The 3,887-nt window shown below is 51.2% G+C and carries 3 protein-coding genes and 3 tRNA genes; all 6 read left to right on the forward strand.

What is annotated here, in order from left to right; translation table 11 throughout:
* Positions 1 to 76 precede the first annotated feature (76 nt).
* The 6 genes from uvrY to ACLQ7H_RS08780 all read left to right on the forward strand — a co-directional run bounded on the left by uvrY (position 77) and on the right by ACLQ7H_RS08780 (position 3,608).
* A complete protein-coding gene (uvrY, locus tag ACLQ7H_RS08755) occupies positions 77 to 733 on the forward strand; it encodes a UvrY/SirA/GacA family response regulator transcription factor (RefSeq protein ID WP_411752326.1) in 657 nt (218 codons plus the stop codon).
* Positions 726 to 2,558: an excinuclease ABC subunit UvrC gene (gene uvrC, locus ACLQ7H_RS08760; RefSeq protein ID WP_021178350.1), complete on the forward strand. Its 1,833-nt coding sequence runs from the start codon at positions 726 to 728 to the stop codon at positions 2,556 to 2,558. The genes uvrY and uvrC overlap by 8 nt, the downstream gene beginning before the upstream one ends.
* Before the next feature lie 56 nt (positions 2,559 to 2,614).
* A complete protein-coding gene (pgsA, locus tag ACLQ7H_RS08765; RefSeq protein WP_021804755.1) occupies positions 2,615 to 3,163 on the forward strand; it encodes a CDP-diacylglycerol--glycerol-3-phosphate 3-phosphatidyltransferase in 549 nt (182 codons plus the stop codon).
* Positions 3,164 to 3,307: 144 nt separating this feature from the next.
* A tRNA-Gly gene (locus tag ACLQ7H_RS08770) sits at positions 3,308 to 3,383 on the forward strand.
* 55 nt (positions 3,384 to 3,438) lie between these two features.
* Positions 3,439 to 3,512, forward strand: a tRNA-Cys gene (locus tag ACLQ7H_RS08775).
* 10 nt (positions 3,513 to 3,522) lie between these two features.
* A tRNA-Leu gene (locus ACLQ7H_RS08780) sits at positions 3,523 to 3,608 on the forward strand.
* Positions 3,609 to 3,887: the final 279 nt, after the last annotated feature.

Consider the following 3,887-nt stretch of genomic DNA (forward strand, 5'->3'; position numbering starts at 1 on the left):
CTGAAAACCAAGTAATATCTGTTTAGATGACAGAGGCTGATTGATTGCGTTACTCCCTTATTTTGGAGAATTTTCCTTGATTAGCGTTCTTCTTGTTGATGACCACGAACTGGTGCGCGCAGGGATACGACGCATTCTTGAAGATATCAAAGGCATTAAAGTTGTTGGCGAAGCACAATGCGGTGAAGATGCCGTAAAATGGTGCCGCGGCAACTCTGCCGATATCGTGTTGATGGATATGAATATGCCGGGTATGGGGGGGCTGGAAGCCACCCGTAAGATTGTACGTTACACGCCCGATATCAAGGTCATCATGTTGACTATTCATACTGAGAATCCGTTACCCGCCAAGGTGATGCAGGCGGGCGCGGCTGGCTATCTGAGCAAAGGCGCTGCACCGCAAGAGGTGATTAACGCGATTCGTTCGGTACATGCCGGCCAGCGTTACATTGCTTCGGACATCGCGCAGCAAATGGCCTTAAGCCAGCTGGAACCGCAGGCGGAAAACCCGTTCAGCACCCTGTCTGAGCGTGAATTACAAATTATGTTGATGATCACTAAAGGGAAGAAAGTGAATGAGATTTCAGAGCAACTGAATCTCAGCCCTAAAACAGTAAATAGTTATCGTTATCGTATGTTCACCAAACTGAATATTAGCGGGGATGTTGAATTGACCCATCTGGCGATCAGACATGGGTTGTTCAACGCGGAGACATTGTTGAGCAGTGAATGATCGTTTTGATGCACCGGCATTTCTTAAAACCGTAACCAGTCAGCCTGGCGTTTATCGCATGTATGATCTGACGGGGACGGTGATCTATGTAGGTAAAGCCAAAGACCTGAAAAAACGTCTCGCGAGCTATTTTCGCACTCAGGTCAGCAGCCGCAAGACGGAAACGCTGGTCAAAAATATCGCACAGATTGACGTTACCGTTACCCATACGGAAACCGAGGCGCTCCTGCTGGAGCATAATTATATCAAGCTGTATCAGCCCCGATATAATGTTCTGTTGCGCGACGATAAATCCTATCCTCTGATTTTTTTGAGTGCCGATAGCCACCCAAGGCTGACGGTGCACCGTGGTGCCAAGCATGCCAAAGGGGAATACTTTGGCCCATTTCCCAACTCTTACGCCGTGCGTGAAACGCTGGCGCTGCTGCAAAAGCTGTTCCCCGTGCGTCAATGCGATAACAGCGTTTATCGCAATCGCTCCCGTCCTTGCCTGCAGTATCAGATTGGCCGTTGTCTGGGGCCATGCGTTGCCGGTTTGGTGAGTGAGGAAGATTACCGCCAGCAAGTGGACTATGTGCGTCTGTTTTTGTCCGGTAAGGATCAGCAGGTGTTGCACCAGTTGATTGCGCGGATGGAAAACGCCAGCAAGCTGCTCAATTTTGAAGAAGCTGCACGTATTCGCGATCAGATTCAGGCGGTGCGGCGGGTGACGGAAAAGCAGTTTGTATCAGGAGACAGCGACGATCTGGACGTGATCGGCGTGGCTTTCGATGCGGGTATGGCCTGCGTACACGTGCTGTTTATTCGCCAGGGCAAGGTATTAGGCAGCCGCAGCTACTTCCCGAAAGTGCCGGGTGGTACAGAACTGAGTGAAGTGGTGCAAACCTTCGTGGGCCAGTTCTATTTACAAGGCAGCCAGGCTCGTACCTTACCGGCCGAAATCCTACTGGACTTTACGTTACCGGAAAAAGATCTGCTGGCTAGCTCATTAAGCGAACTGGCTGGCCGCAAGATCCAGATCCAGAGCAAGCCGCGTGGCGATCGTGCCCGCTACTTGAAGCTGGCGCGTACCAACGCCTCCACTGCGCTGGTCACCAAGCTTTCTCAGCAGTCGACTATCCATCAGCGACTGGCAGAACTGGCGAAAACGCTGAACCTGACCGAAATTAACCGGATGGAGTGTTTCGATATCAGCCACACGATGGGGGAGCAGACCGTTGCATCCTGCGTGGTGTTCGACAGCAACGGTCCGTTGCGCTCGGAGTATCGGCGCTACAATATTACCGGTATCACGCCGGGCGATGACTATGCCGCGATGGCGCAAGTGCTGAAACGGCGCTATGGTAAAGCTCTGGAAGAGAGCAAGATCCCGGACGTCATCTTTATTGATGGTGGGAAAGGGCAACTGGGTATGGCGATTGACGTGTTCAATTCGCTGAACGTGACCTGGGACAAGCACAAACCGTTGCTGATCGGCATTGCCAAAGGCAGCGATCGCAAAGCCGGGCTGGAGACGTTGTTCTTCGTCCCTGAGGGGGAGGGGATTTCGCTACCTTCAGACTCACCGGCACTGCACGTGATCCAGCATATTCGTGATGATTCACACAACCATGCGATCACTGGCCATCGTCAGAAACGGGCGAAAGTCAAAAACACCAGCGCCTTGGAACTGATCGACGGCGTTGGGCCAAAACGGCGTCAGGTGCTGTTGAAGTATATGGGTGGACTTCAACCATTATTGAACGCCAGCGTTGAGGAAATTGCAAAAGTGCCGGGTATTTCACAAGCATTGGCAGAAAAGATCTACAATGCATTGAAACACTGAGGGCAATGTAGCAACATACTCTTAATTTCCACTCCAGCCAGATAGTTACCAGCATTATGCAATTGAATATACCGACTTGGCTTACCCTGTTCCGCGTAGTTCTGATCCCATTCTTCGTACTGGCGTTTTATCTGCCGTTCGTCTGGGCACCGATGCTCTGTGCGGTCATTTTTGTGTTTGCTGCTGTAACCGATTGGTTTGACGGCTTTTTAGCCCGTCGCTGGAAGCAGACAACCCGCTTTGGTGCGTTCCTCGACCCGGTTGCCGATAAGGTGATGGTAGCGGTGGCCCTGGTGCTGGTAGCAGAGCATTATCATACTTGGTGGATCACTCTGCCTGCGGCAACCATGATCGCCCGCGAGATCATTATCTCGTCGTTGCGCGAATGGATGGCGGAAATCGGCAAGCGCAGCAGCGTGGCGGTCTCGTGGATTGGCAAGGTGAAAACCATGGCACAGATGATGTCATTGGTTGGCCTGTTGTGGCGCCCAGAGCCTACGGTGGAGTATTTGTCGTTCGGCTTGTTGTACATCGCCGCCGTGCTGACCTTCTGGTCAATGTTCCAATATTTGAACGCGGCACGCCGCGATTTGCTGGAACCTTGATCGAAGCGATGTAAAAATCGGCAAACGAACCTGATGAGACAACAATTTTATTGACTCACCACGCCAGATAAGTAGAATGCATCGCATCAGACGGCGGCGGTGAGTTGCCAAAAGATTTAAAAAAATCAGTAAGTTCTGATTAATGCGGGAATAGCTCAGTTGGTAGAGCACGACCTTGCCAAGGTCGGGGTCGCGAGTTCGAGTCTCGTTTCCCGCTCCAAATTTAGTAAAGCTGGTGATTGCGAGCTTTAGCCTGCAAAGGCAAACAGAATTAAGGCGCGTTAACAAAGCGGTTATGTAGCGGATTGCAAATCCGTCTAGTCCGGTTCGACTCCGGAACGCGCCTCCAATTTTCCCGAGCCCGGGTGGTGAAATCGGTAGACACAAGGGATTTAAAATCCCTCGGCTTATGGCTGTGCGGGTTCAAGTCCCGCCCCGGGTACCAGGAAAATAAACTAAGAATAATCAAAGCAATATGTAGTAATGTCGTACCGCCGAGAGGCGGTTTTTTTGTGCCTGAAATCCGCTTGTCAGCTAAAAATAGCGCAATTATTACCTTCTATTTGGCGTTAATCACTCCTTTGCTGCCTGCATCATTATCCACCCAAACATCTTCCCCCTTGAGGCGGCGATCCCCTTGAATGGTATAAGTGATGGTGCCACTTCTGAACACCAGCGCGCCATCAGATTTCTTTGCTTTGACCTGCTTACCGTTGACCAAGAC

It is taken from the genome of Serratia sp. (in: enterobacteria) (assembly GCF_046715635.1).
In the GTDB taxonomy this organism is placed as follows: Bacteria; Pseudomonadota; Gammaproteobacteria; order Enterobacterales; family Enterobacteriaceae; genus Chania.

Bases quoted from the DNA above. Each gene is read 5' to 3' on its own strand.
- pgsA (WP_021804755.1), top strand. From the start codon at position 2,615: ATGCAATTGAATATACCGACTTGGCTTACCCTGTTCCGCGTAGTTCTG.